A 20,914-nucleotide genomic window follows, 5' to 3' on the forward strand; every position below is an offset into this window, starting at 1 on the left:
CTGACTGACAAAAGAAGACGGATAACGACTTCATTTTACCCTTATCTTTATTATTTTTCAATATTCTGACATTGAGAAATAAAAAACGCTATATGCACATTTGCATATTTTTGACGGAGATATGTATGCTATCATTTTAAACGAAGGTTCGCTTTCTATTTGGAAAGCTCCTACATTGCATGAATCTAGTGTACCCAAACTTTAGATTATGTAGAGAAAAGAATCCACTGTAGGGTTTCTTTTCTCGTGTTTGAATCATGTGATGATAAATATGTTTCCGCATTTCATAATTATCATCAGTGATATATGTAAGGCATCCATATGAAAATACGAGGCTGTTCAAAGGTTTTCCGTACTTTTGGACAGCCTCACCCCGTTAAAAGGACGATACTCTATGTATCGTCCTTTTTTGTATAAAAAAACACCCAATCAAATGTTCACTTGATTGGGTGTGAAAAACTATTAATAATATTTTTTTCGTTTTGTAGCTAAAATACTTAACAAACCAGCTAGTAGAAGTAAGATACCTACTGTTTGAGTAGAATCTTTTTTGTGACCTGTATTTGGAAGTTCTTTACCCGTATTTCGGTTATCTTGCTGTTTGTTTATTTGTGTTTCAGGGTTACCTTTTTCTAGTTCTTCGGAAGTTCCTTTACCGTGTGCTTCAGGATTTCCTTTTTCTAGTTCTTCAGAAGTTTCTGTACCAGGTGTTTCAGGATTTCCTTTTTCTAGTTCTTCGGAAGTTTCCTTACCTGGTTTCTCTTCTTTATTCGGAGGAGTAATTGATTCATTATCTCCACCTGATGAAGATTCAATCTTTTTATTTGAAACTGTAATTTGTAGTGGTGCAGCTTGGGCTTTTTCAATTATAAAGCTTATTGGTGATGCATCTAATTGATAGCCTTCAGGAGCTTTTGTTTCCACTAGTTGATAATTGCCAGGTTTCAAATCATTTATGATTAATTTACCATGCCCATCTGTTTTTAAGCCTTCTCGTACTACTTTTCCATCTTGATCTAAAATATTGAAAATGGCACCTTCAAGTGTTCCATTGTGATCCATATCAACTTTAGTTAACTCTATTGAACCTGTTGTTAAACTATTTAAAGCAGTCACAGAAGTAACTTGAGATTGTCCTTTCGTAATAGTGAAAGGAATTGGCTTAGCGTTTAAATCGTATCCAGTAGGAGCTTTCGTTTCAATAAACTGATAGTCTCCTGGACGTAAATCAGAAACAGAAATCTTGCCATCTTTATTAGTAGTTAAATCAGAACGAACGTCATTGCCATTCATATCAATGATTTTAAATACTGCGCCTTCAAGGGTAGCGCCGTCGACGTCATCAACTTTCGTTAATTCCACAGCACCTTTTGTTAAGCTATTCTTAGCGGTAACAGAAGCAGTAGCGGTTTGACTCTTTTCAACGGTAAAGTTGATAGGAGTTTGATTTAAGTCGTAATGAGTAGGAGCCTTTGTTTCAATGAATTGATAGTCTCCCGGACGTAAATCAGAAACAGAAATCTTGCCATCTTTATCAGTAGTTAAATCAGTGCGAACGTCATTGCCTTTCATATCAACGATTTTAAAGATAGCTCCTTCAAGAGTAGAGCCGTCGATGTCATCGACTTTCGTTAATTCCACAGCACCTTTTGTTAAGCTATTCTTAGCAGTAACAGAAGCAATTTTTTCTTGTCCTTTTTTAACTGTGAACTTAATAGGTGTTTCGTTTAAGTCATAATGAGTAGGAGCTTTTGTTTCGATAAACTCATAGTCTCCTGGTGGTAATTCATCCACAACTAAACGGCCGTTTTTATCAGTAGTTAAATCAGTACGGACGTCGTGTCCATCCTTATCAACAATTTTAAATACCGCACCCTCGAGTGTTGTGTTTTCTTCAACATCATCCACTTTAATTAACTCCACACTACCTTTCGTTAAGCTGTTAGTAGCTGTAACGAAGACATGTTTTGTTTGATTTCTTTCAATTGTGAACTTAATCGGATCTTCATTTAAGTCATAATGTTTCGGAGCTTTCGTTTCAATAAATTGATAGTCTCCAGGTTGTAAGTCTTTAGCGATGATTTTTCCGTCTTTATTGGTAACTAAATTCGTACGAATATCATTACCGTTCATATCAGTAATTTTAAATACCGCACCTTCTAGCGTTTCTTTCGCATCTAAAGAGTCAACTTTCGTTAATTCAACGCCACCCTTAGTTAAGCCATTTTTAGCAGTAACAGAAACGTGAGTTGTTTGGCTTTTCTCGATAGTGAAAGGAATAGGTGTTTTATTTAAATCATAATGTTTCGGAGCTTTCGTTTCCACGAATTGATAATCTCCTGGTCTTAAATTAGAAGCAGAAACTTTCCCGTCTTTATCAGTAGTTAAATTTGTGCGAACAATTTTACCTTTCGCATCAATGATGTTAAATACTGCATCAGAAAGTTTTGTATCTGGATTTATATCATCCACTTTAATTAACTCTACCGCACCTTCAATTAAGCTGTTCTTAGCAGTGACTTGTAACTTCTCTGCTTGGCTTTTCTCAATTGTAAATTTAATTGGTGTAGCATCTAGTTTATAGTGCTTAGGAGCTGTTGTTTCAATAAATTGATAGTCTCCAGGATGTAAATCAGGAATAGAAACTTTCCCTTTCGCATCTGTCGTAATGCCAGTGCGAACGTCATTGCCGTTCATATCAACAATTTTAAATACCGCACCTTCAAGAGCTGTACCGTCGATATCATCCATTTTAGAAAGTTCTACCGCACCTTTAGTTAAACTATTTTTAGCAGTAACAGAAATCGGTTCGGCTTGTCCTTTTTCGATAGTGAAAGGAATTGGTTCTTTATTTAAATCGTAATGTTTCGGAGCCTTTGTCTCGATGAATTGATAATCACCCGGACGTAGGTCAGGAACGCTAATTTTACCTTGTGAATTGGTAGTAAGACTCTTGCGAATTACAGTACCCTTCATATCAACAATGTTAAATACCGCACCTTCAAGAGTAGTACCATCGACGTCATCGACTTTAGAAAGTTCAACTCCACCTTTAGTTAAACTATTTTTCATAGTAACAGTAGCAATATCTTTTTGGCTTTTTTCAACTGTAACTACAATTGGTTTTTTGTCTAAATCATAATGTTTCGGAGCGGTTGTTTCGACAAATTGATACGTACCAGGACGTAAATTTTCAACAACGATCTTTCCTTCATTATTTGTTTTTAAATCTGTTTTAAGCACTTTTCCGTTTTGGTCTAGTAAATTAAATACCGCATCAGAAAGTTTCATTTGATCGTTTAGATCATCTACTTTAAGTAGTTCAATACTACCTTGTTGTAAGCTATTTTTAGCAGTTAAAGAAATAGCTTTCTTCTGTCCTTTTTCAATAGTGAAATGGATTGGCGTTTCATCTAAAACGTAATGCTTAGGAGCTTTCGTTTCGATGAATTGATAATCACCCGGACGTAGGTCATCGATTTCGATTTTTCCTTTATTATTTGTAACAAGATCTTTATGAATTACAGTACCGTTCATATCAACAATGTTAAATACTGCACCTTCAAGTTTAGTATCATCGATGTCATCTACTTTAGAAAGTTCAACGCCACCTTTTGTTAGAGCGTTTTTAGCCGTAATATGAAGAGTTTCAGTTTGGCTTTTCTTAATTGTAAATTTGATCGGTTTTTTATTTAAATCGTAATGTTCAGGAGCTATTGTCTCAACGAATTGATACGTGCCAGGACGTAGGTTTTCAACAACAATTTTTCCCTCATCATTTGTTTTTAAGCCTTCTTCAACTATCTCTCCGTCTGCATCTAATAAATTAAATACAGCATTAGAGAGCTTCGTATCAGTATCAATATCGTCAATTTTTGTTAATTCAACGCTACCTTTTTTTAACGTATTTTTACCTGTAACAGTAATTTTCTCTGTTTGACTTCTTTCAATTGTAAATGGAATCGGTTTCTCATCTAACACATAATGTTCAGGAGCAGCTGTTTCAATAAACTGATAGTCACCCGGACGTAAATTGGAAACAGAAATTTCACCATCGTCATCTGTAACAAGGTTTGTGCGAACTTCGTTACCATTCATATCAACAACTTTAAAGATTGCACCTTTCAGCATTGTACGATCGATGTCGTCGATTTTGGTTAAAATGACGCCACCCTTCGTTAAGCTGTTAGTAGCGGTAACGCTAATATTTTCTTTTTGACTTTTTCCGATAGTGAACGGAATAGGATCTTGTCTTAAGTCATAGTCTTTTGGAGCTTTTACTTCAATAAATTGATAGTCACCTGGACGTAAATCAGAAGCAGAGACTTTACCATGTTCATCGGTAGTTAATCCTTTGCGAACTACCTTTTTCGTATCATGAGCATCAACAATGATAAATTCTGCACCTTCAAGAGTAGCCCCATCAACGTCATCAACCTTTGTTAAAGTAACGCCACCTGTAAGTAAACTATTTGTTACAGTGACAGGGACTGGAAGCTCATCCTTGCTACCTTTTTTAATTGTGAACTTAATAGGTGTTTGATCTAATTTATAATGTTCAGGAGCTGATGTTTCAATAAATTGATAATCTCCTGGTGCTAAATCAGGAATAACTAGTACTCCGTAATCATTTGTTTTTAAATCTTTCGCAATTTCTTTGCCAGTTGCGTCTTGTAATGTGAACACTGCGCCGACAAGAGCGATACTACTTTCCACATCATCTTCTTTAATAAGTTTAACTTTTCCTTTCGTTAAACTATTTTTAAATGTAAGTGGAAGAAGTTTTTGTTGTCCTTTTTCGATTGTAAATTCAATAGGTTCTACATTTACATCGTAATAAGTTGGGGCCTTTGTTTCGATAAGTTTATAGTTACCAGGACGTAAGTCGTCTACAACTAACTTTCCTTCACTATTCGTAACAAGTTCCGCTTCATCTGCAGCATTCACTTTTGTTAATTCAATACCGCCTTTTGTTAAGCTGTTTTTAGCAGTAACAGTAGCCGACGTCGTTTGACTTTCTGTGATCGTAAATTTAATCGGATTTGTATTTTTATCGTAATACTTCGGTGCTGTCACTTCGATAAATTTATAATCGCCAGGGCGTAAGCCGGTAGCGATAGCTTTACCATCTGCACCAGTTTTTATATTTTCGCGAATGACTTTCTTTTCATCATTAGCATCAACAATTTTAAATACAGCACCTTCAAGAGCTGTACCATCGATATCATCAACTTTCGTTAATTCAACATCTCCTGGTTTTAAAGCATTTTCAGCTTTCACAAGTAGAGTTTCTTTCTGACTTCTATCGATTGTAAATTCAATAGGTTCTGCTCGTAAAACGTAATGTTCAGGAGCAGCTGTTTCAATAAATTTATACGTACCAGGACGTAGCTTATCAGCTTTTGTTTTTCCATCAGCATCTGTAGTTAGGTCAGTACGAACATCATTATTATTTACATCAACAATTTTAAATACGGCACCTTTTAGAGGTTTTTTATCACCGAATTCATCAACTTTTAATAATTCAACTTCTCCTGTTTTTAAACTGTTAGTTGCCGTAACAGTAGCAAATGACTGTTGGCTTTTATCGATTGTAAACTCGATAGGATTTGTATTTAACACATAATCCTTAGGAGCTTCTGTTTCAATAAATTTATACGTACCAGGCTCTAAGTCTTTAACAGTTACTTTACCATCCGCACCAGTTGTTACATTTTCGCGAATGACTTTCTTTTCATCATTAGCATCGACAATTTTAAATACAGCACCTGCAAGAGCTGTACCATCGATATCATCAGTTTTTGTTAAAGTGACGCCACCTTTAATGAGGTGATTTGTCGCAGTAACAGTCACTGCTTTCTTTTGACTTTTTACAATTGTAAACTCAATTGGTTTTTTATCTATGTCATAATCTTTAGGAGCTTTTTCTTCGACAAATTGATAGTCTCCAGGGCGTAAATCTTTTGCTTCAATTTGTCCTTTATTATTTGTCGTTAATTTTTCATATCCACGAATTACATTGTTATGTCGATCTCGTACACTGAACTCCGCACCTGCTAAAGTTTTTCCATCTTTATCGACTTTTGTTAAAATGGCCGAACCTGGAATCAAGCTGTTTGTTGCAGTGCGGTTTATTACTGTTGTTTGATCTTCCGCGATTTTAACCTCAATCAGTCGATCATCTAATTTATAATGCTCAGGAGCCTTTGTTTCTTGTAAGTAGTAAGTTCCTGGTTTTAAATGATCTACAGTAATTTGTCCTTTGTTATTTGTTGTTAATTTTTCGTGTTCTGAAATTATTTTTTTATCTTTATCAAGTAGTGTGAAAACGGCACCTTGCAGTGTTACGTTTTTGTTCAGGTCATCAGACTTTGTTAAAACTACTTTCCCGACAACTTCTTATTTGCAAGTTTATATGTTGTAGTCTCTTGTGTACCAAGTTCAACAATTTTCCCTTGTTTTAAATCCCAGCTAATTACATAGCCTTCAGGAGCCTTTGTTTCTTTTAATAAATATTTATCGCGTTTTAAGTTATTAAATTTAGCGATACCGTCTTTATCTGTTGTAATTTTACGGATAACAGTTTTACCTGTACGATCGTATAAAGTAAATTCTGCCCCAGTTAATAGAGTGTTCTTATTGTCGTTATCTACCTTTATAATTTCAAGGTTTCCACGACCTTTAGTAGCAGATCCTCCGCCTGAACCCGAAGACATTCTCACTTCAATCGTTTCAGTAGTTTCTGTGTTCTTAACTGTTAACTGATTGCCAGCGATTTTTGCTTTATTACTCACTTTTTCTTTATCGTCTGCATTAATAAGTGAGCGATATTCTAAAATATAAGCTCGATCAATTTTCTTCAAGAAAGCAATTTCAAAATGTTGCTTTCCGGTATTATTGTCTGTTGTTATTTTGAGTTTATAGTCTGTTCCTTGTTTTAATTCATTTGCTGTATCTTTTGTTACATTTCCATAGTAATCGACAGTTGTAGGATATAAGTGGAATGAATCTTCCACAAGTACTTGATTGTCTGTTGGATCGTCTGTTACAACTGCGTCTGCAATGGTCGATTGGCTTTCATTAATTGCAATACTCCAATTAATATAGTTGTCATCTTGCACAGCTTTTTTAGTAACGAAGCTGCCACCTTTATTTACTTGAGCATCACCTTTAAGAGTGTTTACAATTTTAGAGCCATCTTTTAACTCTGCCTCGTTTTTGTAGGTGCCTTGGATAAGTTCACCATCAAGGCTTGTTTTAAAGATAATATAGTAAGGTGAATTAATTGATTGTTTGAAATGAACCTTTAGGGTGTTTTTATTTTTCTCTGTAGGTTCTTCAAGTTCATATTTCTCAGTTGGTACAGCATTACCAGGTTGTGCATTATCAGGACTTCCATTTAAAATCATATCGCGTACTTCAATGGATCCTGGTACTAACTTTTGTTTATCTTGTATTACGTCTATAACATAAGGATCTTTAATCTCAACATTATTATAGTTAAAGCCTATTACCCAAGTAATTTCCTTCGTTTGGGCGTTATAAGAACCGTATTTATAACCATTTGCCTTTGTAAAATTATCAGGATCAAAATTAGCTTCAACTTTATTTGATTGTGGATTAGAATCCGTATCTATCCAAGATAGGTTACCTGTATTTTTAAATGAAGTTTTACCACTTTCTAATTTTGTATAATCAAAGTCTGTCGTATATTTTACGACTAATGTCTTTGTCATATTAGACTGATATGTACCTATAAGGGTAATTTTGAAACCTTTATCCGTTACATCTAAAACATAGTCAGTCCCAGCTTGAAGGGTATAATCTCCGTCTTTAATTTCTAGTTTCTTATCTTTTAATTGTAATCCACCATGGTCAAAGGTATCCGTAATGATCGCATTGTTTAATGGATAGTTATTATTATTTACTGTAATTGTCCAGGTTGTTGTTTTGTCTTTATAGTTTGTTTCAGCTTTATTATTAGATTTAATAATATTTTGCTGCTTGAAGCCAATTTCATTTTCTTTACTTGAACCATTATCAGCTGTAACTGTATTTTTTACTTTTCCATCTTTTATGACATTACCAGTTGGCTTTGTTTTATAGGAAATTACATAAGCGCTATTAATATCCTCATTAAACTGTAAGTCGAATCCATTCTTCTTATTACTTACAGTGTAATTATTAACAGTATCTCCTGTTACAAGCCTTCCATTACCATCGTAGGAAGCGTTTTTCACAACGATAGAATTTGCATCTAGTTCATGTGTATCGTCAAAAATATCTTTTAAAAGTGCATCTGTTTTTTTGATATTTCTTTGATCACCGTTGTAAGTAATTGTCCATTCAATCGTTTGCGTCTTTGGATCATATTTACTTGTTTTGTTTAAATGTGTACCACGAGAGACAGTAACAGTAGCACTTGCGTTTTGTTGTTTTTGATTATCACTCGTTATCGTAACGTTATTTCGGAAGTCTTTTACATTTTCATCAGTAATTTTTGTGACATATTCGATTTGGTATGCTTTACTGATATTTTCCTTAAAAGCAATCTCCAATTTTGAACCATCTGATGAAATAATTTTGTAATCTGCTGGATCAGCTTCTTTACCACGTGTTGCGTTTCCGTTAACATCAACTTCTAAATAATAAACTTTAATAGAATCCTTATTTAAACTTGTACCTTGTGGGATGTTATCTTTAAAAACAGCGTTTTTAAGAGTGTCTTTCGTTTTGTTCATCTCTACTGTCCAATTAATTTCATTTGTATTAATTGGTCTATCAGGTAACCCTTTTTTATTCGTAGTTGTTTGTATATTAGGCTTAAAGTCAACTGTAATAGAAACATCTTTATCTTTAATTGGGAAAGGAATTTCTTGTGTTGTTGTACCTTTAATTTCAGCTTTATTAAATTCGGTCTTTAATTTTAGGTTACCAACAACATCTGGATGTTCTTCAACATAATCGTTGAATGTCATCGTGACTTTTCCATCTTTTGTAACAGTGAAATTACCAATTGGATTGTTTTCACTATCGTATAAAGGACTGTTAATTGTATTGTAAATCTTAAAGTGTTTAGGAAGATCAAAAATATAGTAATCTCCGCTTTTCACATTCATTGATTTTAAAAGTTCCCATGTAAACTCAATGTTGGCAGGGGAATCTGTACTTGGACGGTTATCCTCTGTAAATGGTTTTCCGTCTTTGTCCGTCAACTTTACACCCGTTAAAATGTTTGTTGTTATTTGCTTTGGATCTGAATTCGTACTCTCAGCAGGATCGCTTGCTAGATTTTGTTCCGGGTTATCAGTAGCAGGTTTAGTTGCTGGGTTTTGTTCCGGATTGTCAGTAACAGGTTTAGTTACTGGATTTTGTTCCGGATTGTCAGTAGCAGGTTTAGTTGCTGAATTTTGTTCCGGATTGTCAGTAGCAGGTTTAGTTGCTGAATTTTGTTCCGGATTATCAGTAACAGGTCTAGTTGCTGGGTTTTGTTCCGGATTATCAGTAGCAGGTTTAGTTGCTGGGTTTTGTTCCGGGTTATCAGTAGTAGGTTTAGCTACTTGATCTGGCACTTGTTTATTAGTATCCTGTTTGGTGCCATCTTCTTTAGAATCTTCTACTTGAATAGGAACTGTTATAGGCTGAACCAGTGTTCCTAAAGGAAAAGCGATTTGAACTGATTTCTCTTCAGCTTTTAAAGTTGGGTTAAACACAGTATCGATTTTAATTTTTCCTTTAGCATCTTTCGAATTTTCTACTTGATCATTAAATATTAGTTTTAATTTATTATCTTTAGCTGCTATAAAATATTGACCAATATTTTTTTGATCTGTTACTAAATCTCCTTGTAAATCTTTAGATACTTTTAATGCAAGTGGTATTTGAATTACTGCTGTATCGTTTGCATGTACAACTTGTTGATCCTTTATTGACCAAGCATATTCTACTTGAATGGTTGATCCTATCTTTATTAAGTTGTTAGGATTTTTTGCTTCGTCAATAATATGATCCGTTCCATCTTTCATCTCAACAGTGTCAAATAATGAAGTTTCCTTTAAAGTCTCAGCTTTTGCCTGATTGTACGGGAAACTAATAAACTGTGAAAATAGTACAAATACAATTAAACATATATTGAAAAGTTTTTTCATTTTGCCTCCTTTGAACATTCATTTGTTCACTGAGGAATATATTCCACATGAACAAATGGAATATAAAAAAAGTTAGTTATTATAAAGTATTTGTTGCTACTATCCCTCCGTTTCTATGTACGTTCTCTGACAGAATAGATGTTTAATTAAAGGCATATATAAAGTAACGTAAAAATCTGGAATATACATAATTCGACAAAAAATGTCGAAAGTATGCTGATAAAAGGAACGATATCAGACCTTTATATACAAGAGCATTTTCTTGTGAATGTGTTATGAACTGGATAGTCATAAAGGTAGGTTTTACGATACATGCTAACCAAAGTAATGTATCCCAAGTTAAAAGTTTGTTTTTTGCTTTAAAATTATGTGGAAAAAATCTGAATAGGGTTGATTTTGGTTAGGGTGAAGACAATATGCACTTTGAAAATATTCATTTATGTAATATGAAATTGAGATAATTGTATCTTAAGAATGTCACTTATTACATTTATGAAAATTAGCTTTCTGCCTAGAGAGAGTTGTACAATTTGTGGACCGAAGTTAAGATGGTACAGTTCCTTTTCGGATTTAGTGGAATATAAGTTATTTATAATATTCGGCTAAATCATTACTGCGGTCATTTTTGAAGCTGTTTTACATAAGAAAAAAGAAGGTATCCCTTTTGATAATAGTGTTATCTTCTCTTAAAGATGATTATGAATAACCTTCGCTAAAGATTATATACTTAAATGATAAAGAGTTCAACAGCGGTTTAACAAGTATTTTCCAAAAATTAAAAATGACCGTTTTAGTAGAAAAATTCTAAAAAACGGTCATTTTTAATTTTATATTTCTGTTAAAATTATCGGTTCGCCGCGTGTTACGACGACTGTATGTTCACATTGTGCAACAAGGCTTTTATCAGGTGTAACGAATGTCCAACCATCATCGCCACGTTCGATAATATGATCAGCTTTCATAGAAATGAATGGCTCTACAGCGATAACAAGACCGTCTTTTAGAAGCGCATTATCCATTGGATCAAAATAGCTTAAAATGTGGTTTGGTGCTTCATGTAAGCTAAGACCAATACCGTGACCAGTTAAGTTTTGAATAACATTGTATCCATTTTTATGTGCAAAGTTTGAAACGGCACGACCAATTTGGTTTTGTTTTGAACCAGCTTTCACCTTTTTCATTGCTGCCCAAAAGGCATCAACAGCTGCTTGGCAAAGCTTTTCTTTTGCTTCATCTTCTCCAAGTACAAATGAAATACCTGTATCTGCATAATAACCATCAAGTGCTGCAGATACGTCGACATTTACAAGGTCGCCTTCTTTTAATACACGATCACCTGGAATGCCGTGAGCAACTTCTTCGTTTACACTGATGCAAGTTACGCCAGGGAAATCATATTCTTTTTCAGGTGCAGAAATAGCACCATGCTCATCTAATACTTTTTTACCGATCAAATCAAGCTCTTTCGTTGTCATGCCTGGCTTCGCTTCTTTTTTCATTTCTTCACGTGCAAGCGCAACGATGCGGCCGATTTTTCGTAAGCCTTCTAAATCTTGTTCATTACGAATAATCATGAAAACCACTGTCCTTCCTCGAATATATATCTTACCCGATTGTATCATGTTTATTTTCGTCCTGCTACTCGCTTGCAGTATGGCGGATTGATTCCTCTCATAAAGAATACATGACAATTGTCATATCGATGTCATGACGCATCATACTGTTTCCTAAGTTTTCCAAAGAATACAATGTAAATATAAGAAACAGCGGGGGTGGAGAGATGGAAAAGATTATTGAAGTAAATAGTGTTTCTAAAACATTTAAACATAAAAAAGCAGTAAATAACGTTTCATTTCATGTGAATAAAGGAGAAATCGTAGCATTGCTTGGACCGAATGGTGCAGGGAAAACGACGACGATGTCGATGATGCTTGGATTAAAGGATCCGACGGAAGGAACGGTTTCTATATTTGGAAAGAGTCCAAAGCATAGAGATGTTCGTAATAGACTCGGCGCGATGTTACAAGAAGTAAGTGTCATTGATAGCATTACAGTGGAAGAGGCAATTGAGTTATTCTGTAGTTATTATACGAATCCGGTAGCGAAAGAAACGTTACTACAGTTATCAAATTTAGAATCGGAGCGAAAGCAAAGATGTGAGAAATTATCAGGAGGTCAAAAGAGAAGGTTAAATTTTGCACTCGCACTTGCAGGAAATCCAGATTTGCTATTTTTAGATGAACCGACGGTTGGAATGGATATTACGTCTCGAAGAACGTTTTGGGAAACGATTCGAAAGTTAGCAAGTGAAGGGAAAACAATTATTTTAACGACGCACTATTTAGAAGAAGCGGATGCATTGGCGAATCGTATTTTATTGTTTACAAATGGAAAGATTATCGCAGACGGTACACCAGATGAGATGAAAGCGACGATTTCACGAAAAACAATTACATTTTATTCGAAGGAAAGTATTCCTGCAAAATTATTAAAAGAGTTACCAAGCGTAACAGAAATACAATCAAACGAAGGTCACTTCACTTTAATAACTGAAGATACGGATGCAACCTTAAAAGCAATTTATGAAAAGAACTTACCTGTAACAAATATTTCAGTTGAACGTGGAAGTCTTGATGAAGCATTTGAACAGTTTGTCGCAAATCAGAAGGGGGAAATCGCATGAAAGCTTTATGGATGCAATGCAAAATAGAAATTTTACGTACGTTCCGCAATAAATTATTTATCTTTTTCTCATTATTAATGCCAGTTATGTTTTACTACATTTTCACTAATGTTATTCAAGTGCCACAAAACGGAGATGCGTGGAAAGCGCATTATTTAATCTCAATGGCGACGTTTAGTATTGTAGGGACAGCACTTTTTAGTTTCGGTGTAAGGATTTCTCAGGAAAAAGGGCAAGGGTGGACACATTTGTTGAAAATTACACCACTTCCAGAGGGAGCGTATATAACAGCAAAGATCATCGCTCAAACAGTAGTAAATGCTTTTTCAATCTTAGTTATTTTTATTGCAGGAATATTAATTAATCATGTTGAGTTAACGGTAGGGCAATGGATTGGTGCTGGATTATGGTTGTTGTTAGGTGTAACACCATTTTTAGCATTAGGAACAGTAATAGGTTCTATTAAGAAGGCGGATGCAGCAGCGGGTTTAGCGAATATTTTAAATATGAGTTTAGCTGTAATTGGCGGTCTATGGATGCCAATCGAAGTATTCCCGAAAATATTAAGATCTATCGGTGAATGGACACCAACATATCACTTCGGAAGTGGTGCATGGGATATTGTAGCTGGAAAATCAATTGGTTGGGAAAATATCGCGGTATTAGGAGGCTATTTCCTTATATTTGTTGTAGTATCAATATATATAAGAAAAAGACAGGAAGCGGTATAAATGACAGAGAAGAAGAGGATTGAGATTTTTCCGAAACATATGGGATTCTTTCCGTATATGTGGCTCGTTTATTTGTTATTTCCAATTTATAATTTAACACAAGTATCGGGATGGAAGCTTGTAATAGGAAGCGGTATGTTGATAGTTTTCATGATCACATACCGTCAACTTTATTTTGTTCAGAAGACGTTCATTTTGTGGGCTTGTATTCAAATGATACTTACGCTTTTATTTGCTTTATTTTATAATCCCTTCATGATATTCTTTGGCTTTTTCACAGCAAGTGCAATGGGATTTGCACCAAGTAAGAAAGTATTTCGGATATTACTATGTTTGTTAGTTGTAATGCTTGGAGTATTTGTATTTATAAATATGAATCAACTAACACCGACAAGTTTAGTAAATATCGTTCCGATGTTTATTTTAATGCTTCTTACACCATTTGGTATGCGCAATTTTAACCAGAAAAAGATGTTAAGAAATCAATTAAACGAAGCGAACGAGCAAATTAAGGACTTAGTAAAACGTGAAGAGAGGCAGCGTATTGCAAGGGACCTTCATGACACGCTCGGGCATACGCTATCTCTTATTACGTTAAAAAGTCAGCTTGTTGAAAAGCTAATCGTCAAAAATCCAGAGCGCGCAAGTACGGAAGCGAAGGAGATTACACAAACATCTCGAACTGCTTTAAAACAGCTAAGGGAATTAATTTCTGATATGCGCATGATTACGGTAGAAGAAGAGCTTGAGCAAATAAAAGCGATCTTACAAGCTGCTAATATTGAATTAGAGATCAAACAAGAAACGAGTGCAAGTTCGCTATCACCCATTGAACAAAATATTTTAGGAATGTGTTTACGTGAAGCTGTTACGAATGTTGTAAAGCATAGTAAGGCGACGCGGTGCATAGTTTCTGTACGAGAATTACAAGGTGAATTGATTTTGACAGTAGAAGATAACGGAATTGGTTTAGCGGATCAAAATCACGATGGGAATGGTATTCGTGGTATGAAGGAGCGAATCGCTCTTATTGATGGATTTGTTGAACTGGGTACGATTAATCCAGGAACACTATTAACAGTAAAAGTTCCAGTTGTTATTAGAACAGGAAAAGATGAGGTGAAGGCATGATTCGAATTATTATTGCAGAAGATCAGCGAATGCTTCGTGGTGCGTTAGGAGCCCTACTCGATCTAGAAGATGATATTGAAGTAATTGGGCAAGCAGCGAACGGAGAAGAGGCACTAAAACTAATTGAATCATTAAAACCCGACATAAGCATTATGGATATTGAAATGCCAATTCAAAGCGGATTAGATGTTGCAGAAACGTTGAAGAAAGAAAAATCGGCATGTAAAGTAATGATTTTAACAACATTTGCGCGCCCTGGATATTTTGAACGAGCAATGAAAGCTGGTGTGCACGGATATTTATTAAAAGATAGCCCAAGCGAGGATTTAGCTGCATCGATTCGCAACGTAATGAAAGGTAAACGAGAGATTTCTCAAGATTTAATGTTCGGCTTATGGCAGGAGCAAAATCCGTTATCAGATCGCGAAAAAGAAGTATTGCTACTTGCGAAAGAGGGAAAGACGGCAAATGAAATCGCCAAGGCACTTTATCTTTCGCCAGGTACAGTACGTAATTATATTTCTGAAGTATTAACGAAGCTTGATGCGAAAAATAGAATTGAGGCAATTACAATTGCGGAAGAAAAGGGATGGATATGAAAAGAAGTTTACCTATGAATGGTAAACTTCTTTTTTCTTATAAACAAGTATTTCAATAGAGAGTTTCGTCACAGTCGCATCGCTCAGGATTTGAAGTATATCGTGTAATTTAGATTTTACTTCATTTTTCGACAAAAAATTTGTTATAGTAAGATTAGGTTGTTGATCTAAGTTTTGGACAACTTTACCACTAACAGTTGTGATTACTCCATTTTTATCTACTTTTACAATGAGATCTTGGCCATATACTTTATAGTTTTTATATGTTTGTGCAAGGCGAGCTTCGGTTTGATTTTCTTTTGTTGCTTTATTTGTAGGTTGGGAATCTATATTCATTTCAGTTGTCATTCACTTTTGTTGAGCTTCTGCCTCATTTATCTCACCTTTTAAATACTTTTTCAGTATGTTTTTTTCGTATCATTTTGAGGTTGTGTAATTTTTTAAGCGTTAAATTAGGCTAAGTAATTTCAAATTTTACTTCATTTCTGTCTAATTCTTGGGTGTGAATAACTTCTGCTACTGCTAATAAAGGAAAAAGAAGACCGAATGTAACGAAGGCACGGACGAATCTTCTATAATTTATTTATAAAACCACTAATCTATTATTATATGTGAGACGAATTGTATGAAGAATTTGCCGAATTTTATATATATTATGCATTATTTCATGTCAAAAATTGTCGAACTCACATTATTGTAGTGGTATGACAACTTAACAAATTATATTGTTATAATGGGATGGTGAGTAAGTATGCACGCAGAAAAATTAGGAAGTGAAATTAAGAAAATTAGGGTAATGCGGGGATTAACACAAAAACAGTTATCCGAGAACATATGTCATCAATCGGAAGTGAGCCGAATTGAATCAGGCGCAGTATACCCAAGTATGGATATATTGCAAGGTATTGCAGCAAAGTTACAAGTTCCCATTATTCATTTTTATGAGGTACTCATTTATTCAGATATTGAGAGAAAAAAGCAGTTTAAAGATCAAGTCATTACGCTATGTAAGCAAAAAAAATATAAAGAGATTTATAATAGAGTATGGAATGAGCTGAAAAAGGAAGAATATCATCCCGAATTCCAGCAGTTTCTTCAATGGCAATATCATGTAGCAGCTTACATGTTGAAGAAAATTGATTATGAATATTGTATTTTAGAATTGAAAAAATTGTTAAACCAACAATTAGCTGGAATAGATGTATACCAAAACCTCTATATAGAAAATGCAATCGCAAATATTTATGCTGAAAATGGCTATTTTAAGAAGAGTATTGAGTTATTCGAAGGTATATTGAAACAATTAGAGTCATTGCATGATAATGAAGAATTCGACGTGAAGGTAAGATATAATCATGCAAAAGCATTATACTTAGATAATCAATATGAACAAGCCTTATATCAAGTGAATAAGGCGATTGAAATATCTTGCCGAATTAATAGTATGGCATTAATTGGGCAGCTGTACTATCAAAGAGGTGAATGTCTAGAAAGGTTGGAGTATGATGAGGCAGAGATTGAAGACACATATAAGAAAGCAAGTTTCTTTTTTGATATATTAGAAATGCATGCATATAAAGAGGCAATCGTAAATAAAATCAATCAATGAATAACCCTAAAAAATGGATATGCATAATTGCATACGGCATGGATAAATTTTCATGATATATTAAAAGAAAAAATGTGGGTGATGGAATATGAAAAAATTACTTATTGGTAGTTTATTAACGTTAGCAATGGCATGGGGTATTTCATTAACAGATACAGCTTTAGAGAAAAGCCAAGTAATTTCTCATAATGATCAAGAGGTACAATTAGCTTCGGACCTACCTTTTGAATATTAAAAAAACAACCGTCTTACTTAGACGGTTGTTTTTTTGTGGAGTAACCTCCAAACGTCTTTACTAGAAACGGGCTTGCTAATAAAGAATCCTTGAATGTGGTCACAGTTTTGCTCATATAAAAATTTCCATTGTTCTTCGGTTTCTACACCTTCTGCGATAACTTCTAAATTTAGTTCTTTTGATAGTGTAATAATGGAAGAAATAATCGCTTCCTCTAAAGGACTAGTTGTAATTCCGCAAATAAATTCTCGAGCAATTTTTAATGTATTAATTGGATATTTTGTTAAATAAGCTAAAGAACTATAACCAGTTCCAAAGTCATCAATTGAAATTTGAATACCGAGATTTTGAAGTTGTTCTAGTTTTGCAACTACAGATTGATTTTGGTTAATGGCGATACTTTCTGTAATTTCGATATCTAGTGCTTCTGGTTTTAACTCTGTTTCTTCTAAAACTTTTGAAATAGTTGGGATTAAATCTGCATGATTAAATTGAACTACAGATAAATTTACACCGACTTTTAAGTGAGAGAAACCTTGATTATGCCATCTTTTCGCTTCTAAGCAAGCAGTACGTAAAATCCAATTTCCAAGTTCAATAATGAATCCAGTTTCCTCTGCTAGAGGGATAAATTGGGCTGGGGATACGATACCGAGCTTTGGATGTTTCCAACGAATTAATGCTTCAAAACCAATAACTTGTTTTGTTTTTGTGCTTACTTGTGGCTGGTATTCAAGGAAAAATTCATTTTGTTGTAATGCTTTTGAAAGTTCTCCTTCTAAGAAGTTACTCTCATTTTGAGCGATACTCATTTCTTTTGAGAAGAAAACAAATCGATTTTTTCCATTTGCTTTCGCGCGATACATAGCCATATCAGCATTTTTCATTAATTCTGTTACGTCAGTTCCACAATCAGGGTACATTGCAATTCCGATACTTGGCGTAATAGACAGTTCTTCATCTTTAATGAAGAATGGTTTGTTTAAAATATTTAAAATTTGTTCAGCTATAAAGGCCGCACTTTTTTCTGAGTACATATCTGGTAATAGAATTGTAAACTCATCTCCGCCTTGGCGAGCAACGACATCCTTTGAACGTAAGCAACCGCGTAATCTTTTTGCGACTTCAATTAATAATAAGTCTCCGACACCATGACCGAGTCTATCGTTAATTTTTTTGAATCGATCTAAATCAAGAAACATGACGGCAACATCATTTGCGCTAGCCTGAGCGGTATTTAAAATGTTTTTTAAATCCTTTTCAAACTTACGGCGATTTGGTAGTCCAGTAAGTGCATCATGAAAGGCTAAATGTTCTACTTGTTTTTGTTTTTCATATAAAGTTGTAATATCACGTGCTATACCGAACATCCCGACAACTTCCTTGTTTATGAAAGTAGGGATGAGTGTAATGTGAAGGTAATAGTAGTAACCTTCTTTTTCTTTTGTGCGAACTTCTAAAGTTTGTGGTCTACCTTCTTTCGTTAGTTGTAAAGCTTTCTTTAGTAAATCATGGTCTTTTGAGTCAATAAAGTGTAAAAGGGAATAGCTTTCTACTTCACAATAGTAGGCAGTAAATAAGCTTTCGCAAGCTGAATTAGACTGTTGGAAAATACCATACATATTTAAAGAGAAAACAGCATCCGGGTGATCTTCAAATAAAGATTTATAACGTTGTTCACTTTTTGATAAAGCAGATGCACCTTCTTCTACTTTGCCTTCTAGTTGTGTAGTCAGCTGTTCGTATGTATCGATTAGTGCCTGATTATCTTTCCACATATAAAGTTGTCGTAGGAATAATAAGATGAGTGATAATACTAGACCGATTAACATGAACTTATCATCCCAAGGTTGAAAGATAATAAAAGAAAAAGTAATGATTATACTAAAATAGGGTAATATAAAGCGCACATAATCAAACCGATAATATTTTGTTTTCGTTTCATGCTGTATTGGTTTATCTAAAATATATAGTATGGATGACAAACCAATTAATAAAATCGAAGCAGTATGTATTAAGTAAGAGACTTCAGAAGAAGGTTTTATCCCTGCGTTTAATTGAAACAGGTGTATATATCCGTACACGAGTATAATAGTAAAGCCGATAATTAATGAAATTCTGCTAGAAGAATATTCTTCTCTTCTATATAGACTAATTACGGCGTAAATGACTAATGATTGTGCAATAAAATATCCAATTAAAACCCAGGTATCTGTTGTTAACATACGAAAGCTTGAAATGTCCAAAATAAAAGTTAAGGTAAAATAAATATTCATAATAACGATAAAGATGCTATCGAATGAAAATTGAGCTAGTCCTCTAATAGAGTAATGTTTTATGAACTTTATAGCAAAGCCAGAAAAGAGCAAAATATATTGTACGATAAAAAAGGGCAATGCCTTATATGAGAATATGACTTGGTCATATATAGAAAGTGAATGAAGAAATAGAGTTATCTCCATTGTCAATCCACATAGGCAAGTGCATAGTATCAAAACCCAAAATAATTTGTCACCGCGCTTCATTTTCTTAATTGCTTTATATAGGCAATAGCAAGAAAAGAGTGTAGCGAAACAAAATAAGAAGAGAATTCCAATTTCTTTTATATTTAAGTCCTTAGGGATAAGAAATATCCAAAGAGAAAATATAATTATGTACATTATGACAAAGTGTACGTATTTTTTTTGATTAATCATATTATGACTCCGTTTCAATAAAGTTGAATCACAGGTGGAAAATGCTAATTCCAATCATAGCATATAAAATAGGGTGTTTTTTACTAAAAAAATTACTTTTTTTGAAAAAAATAGCTCAACATTACAATTTACCATTGTAATGTTGAGCTACTTATTCTTTTTACCCCTCTTATAGAGGATAATTCATGTATGAATTGCAGCATCGCTAAATCTTTCTGTTTACTTTCAATCATAATATCGAAATTATGATTGATTTTTTTTGCAACGTGTAAGAAAGGTTTAATAAACTCTAAATCAATATATTCCGCGTGAGCCCTAAATTCTTTTTTTGATTTAGGAGAGGAAATGTGAACTTTAGGAACAATATTTGTATGTGACCAAGTTTCAAAAATTGCAGGAAGTAACTCTTCTAACGGTTCCTCGCAAAGATTTGCCATGTGATGGTGATAATCAAATACGAATGGGATCTTTTCTTTTTGGCAAATAGATAAAGTTTCAGCAGTTGTATATGTTTTATCATCATTTTCAAGTGTCATTTGCCTCTTTATATGTGCAGGAAGTTTTTTTATGTTTTCATGGAAACGCTCAACCGCTTTTTCTTTATTTCCGTAGGCCCCACCTACATGGATGTTAATATAAGAAGAATCTGCAATGCCTATTGCATCTAATACTTTATAATGATAGGTCATATCTGTAATAGCGTTAGTCGTAATGTGTGGTTTGTCGCTTGTAAATAGTGTAAATTGATTTGGATGAAAACTTACTCTTAAATTATGTTCTTTAATTAATGCCCCAATTGTACGCCAAAGCGGTGTGAACAATCCGATGTAATCAAACTCGACTTCGGGATGTGTTGCAAGTGGGACGATGGAAGAAGATAAGCGATATAATGGAATTTCATGCGCTATATTGTAATGAAGAATACGTATTGTATGCTCAAGATTCTGCCGCGTAACATCGTATAATTTATCTTCTCGTTCTTGTTTACTAAGCTTTTGAAAGCTTGTAAATGTCATCGTTTTAGCCGGAGAACAGTCCCAGAGTGCCATTGCATGTGAGACATATCCGAAACGCATGATCAT

At 34.2% G+C, this 20,914-nt stretch carries 10 protein-coding genes and 1 pseudogene; 6 read left to right on the plus strand and 5 right to left on the minus strand.

Translation table 11 applies throughout. The annotated features are described in order from the left end of the window. Positions 1–462 precede the first annotated feature (462 nt). Together QCI73_RS00755 and map are read right to left on the minus strand one after the other, a co-directional pair. Positions 463–10,148 (minus strand): annotated as a pseudogene (locus QCI73_RS00755) (SpaA isopeptide-forming pilin-related protein). 827 nt (positions 10,149–10,975) lie between these two features. Then, positions 10,976–11,770 (minus strand): type I methionyl aminopeptidase, encoded by a 795-nt coding sequence (map, locus tag QCI73_RS00760; RefSeq protein ID WP_002096176.1) that lies wholly within the window; start codon positions 11,768–11,770, stop codon positions 10,976–10,978. A gap of 158 nt (positions 11,771–11,928) precedes the next feature. On the opposite strand from map, the gene QCI73_RS00765 reads away from it, so the two are divergent. The 4 genes from QCI73_RS00765 to QCI73_RS00780 are packed head-to-tail and all read left to right on the plus strand — an operon-like array spanning position 11,929 to position 15,292. Then, positions 11,929–12,831, plus strand: a complete 903-nt coding sequence (locus QCI73_RS00765) for an ABC transporter ATP-binding protein (RefSeq protein WP_353822350.1) — start codon at positions 11,929–11,931, stop codon at positions 12,829–12,831. Next, entirely contained in the window at positions 12,828–13,562 is a 735-nt protein-coding gene (locus QCI73_RS00770) for an ABC transporter permease (protein WP_061131882.1), read from the plus strand. Before QCI73_RS00765 ends, QCI73_RS00770 begins: the two co-directional genes overlap by 4 nt. Beyond that, a complete protein-coding gene (locus QCI73_RS00775) occupies positions 13,563–14,693 on the plus strand; it encodes a sensor histidine kinase (protein WP_000136743.1) in 1,131 nt (376 codons plus the stop codon). Beyond that, a complete protein-coding gene (locus QCI73_RS00780; protein ID WP_000619249.1) occupies positions 14,690–15,292 on the plus strand; it encodes a response regulator transcription factor in 603 nt (200 codons plus the stop codon). The genes QCI73_RS00775 and QCI73_RS00780 overlap by 4 nt, the downstream gene beginning before the upstream one ends. A gap of 12 nt (positions 15,293–15,304) precedes the next feature. On the opposite strand, the gene QCI73_RS00785 is transcribed toward QCI73_RS00780, so the two are convergent. Further along, positions 15,305–15,628, minus strand: coding sequence for a bacillolysin (locus tag QCI73_RS00785; protein WP_012644730.1), 324 nt, complete (start codon positions 15,626–15,628; stop codon positions 15,305–15,307). A 415-nt stretch (positions 15,629–16,043) separates the two neighbouring features. On the opposite strand from QCI73_RS00785, the gene plcR reads away from it, so the two are divergent. Both plcR and papR read left to right on the plus strand, forming a co-directional pair. Then, positions 16,044–16,901, plus strand: coding sequence for a transcriptional regulator PlcR (gene plcR / locus QCI73_RS00790; RefSeq protein ID WP_000542922.1), 858 nt, complete (start codon positions 16,044–16,046; stop codon positions 16,899–16,901). Positions 16,902–16,989: 88 nt separating this feature from the next. Next, positions 16,990–17,136, plus strand: coding sequence for a quorum-sensing peptide PapR (gene papR / locus QCI73_RS00795; RefSeq protein WP_000734741.1), 147 nt, complete (start codon positions 16,990–16,992; stop codon positions 17,134–17,136). A gap of 17 nt (positions 17,137–17,153) precedes the next feature. On the opposite strand, the gene QCI73_RS00800 is transcribed toward papR, so the two are convergent. Together QCI73_RS00800 and uvsE are read right to left on the minus strand one after the other, a co-directional pair. Then, on the minus strand, positions 17,154–19,832 hold the full coding sequence (locus QCI73_RS00800; RefSeq protein ID WP_353822351.1) for a DUF4084 domain-containing protein: 2,679 nt from the start codon (positions 19,830–19,832) through the stop codon (positions 17,154–17,156). A 128-nt stretch (positions 19,833–19,960) separates the two neighbouring features. Continuing rightward, positions 19,961–20,914, minus strand: coding sequence for a UV DNA damage repair endonuclease UvsE (gene uvsE / locus QCI73_RS00805; protein WP_000605892.1), 954 nt, complete (start codon positions 20,912–20,914; stop codon positions 19,961–19,963).

It is taken from the genome of Bacillus cereus group sp. MG16, from assembly GCF_040459875.1.
Classification (GTDB): domain Bacteria; phylum Bacillota; class Bacilli; order Bacillales; family Bacillaceae_G; genus Bacillus_A; species Bacillus_A paranthracis.